This window comes from Burkholderia sp. Bp9143, from assembly GCF_003853645.1.
GTDB lineage: Bacteria > Pseudomonadota > Gammaproteobacteria > Burkholderiales > Burkholderiaceae > Burkholderia.
The window spans coordinates 1-932 of record NZ_QTPO01000147.1; the positions used below are offsets into that span (position 1 = coordinate 1).

The following is a 932-nucleotide window of genomic DNA, read 5'->3' on the forward strand; positions in this document are numbered from 1 at the left end:
GCTTCCGGATCCTTGTTGATCGCGACGATCACCTTCGAATCCTTCATGCCGGCCAGGTGCTGGATCGCACCCGAGATGCCGACGGCGATGTACAGCTGCGGCGCGACGATCTTGCCGGTCTGGCCGACCTGGTAGTCGTTCGGCACGTAGCCCGCATCGACGGCCGCGCGCGAGGCGCCCAGCGCCGCGCTCAGCTTGTCGGCCAGCGGCTCGAGCACCTTCGTGTAGTTCTCGCCGCTGCCAAGACCGCGGCCGCCCGACACGATGATGCTTGCGGACGTCAGTTCCGGACGGTCCAGCTTCGTCACTTCACGGCTCACGAACTGCGACTTGCCGGCGTCCGCTGCCGCTTCGATCTTCTCGACCGATGCGCTGCCGCCTTCGGCCGCAACCGGATCGAAACCCGTCGCACGCACCGTGATCACCTTGATCGGATCGCTCGACTGCACCGTCGCGATCGCATTGCCTGCGTAGATCGGACGCTCGAACGTGTCCGCGCTGTCAACCGCCGTGATATCCGAAATCTGCGCGACATCCAGCTTCGCGGCGATGCGCGGCGCGATGTTCTTGCCGTAGGCGGTCGCCGGCGCAAGGATGTGCGAGTAGTCCTTCGCGATGTTCAGCGCGGTCGCCTCGACGTTTTCCGCCAGGCCTGCGGCCAGTTGCGGCGCGTCGGCCAGCAGCACCTTCGACACACCTGCGATCTTTGCCGCGGCGTCGGCAGCCGCTTGCGCATTGTGGCCCGCGACCAGCACATGAATGTCACCGCCGATCTTTGCTGCCGCCGCCACCGTGTTCAGCGTCGCGGCCTTGATCGACGCGTTGTCGTGTTCTGCAATCACCAGAATCGTCATTTCTTTCCGCTCCCTCTTACAGCACCTTGGCTTCGGTCTTCAGCTTCTCGACCAGCGTCTTCACGTCCGGCACCTTCA

General features: G+C 64.6%; 1 protein-coding gene. It reads right to left on the reverse strand.

Annotation, left to right across the window (positions count from 1 at the left end; genetic code table 11):
* Window positions 1-854: electron transfer flavoprotein subunit alpha/FixB family protein (locus DIE23_RS39045; protein ID WP_148093505.1), on the reverse strand; the 854-nt coding region annotated here is incomplete at its 3' end.
* Between the last annotated feature and the right edge of the window lie 78 nt (window positions 855-932).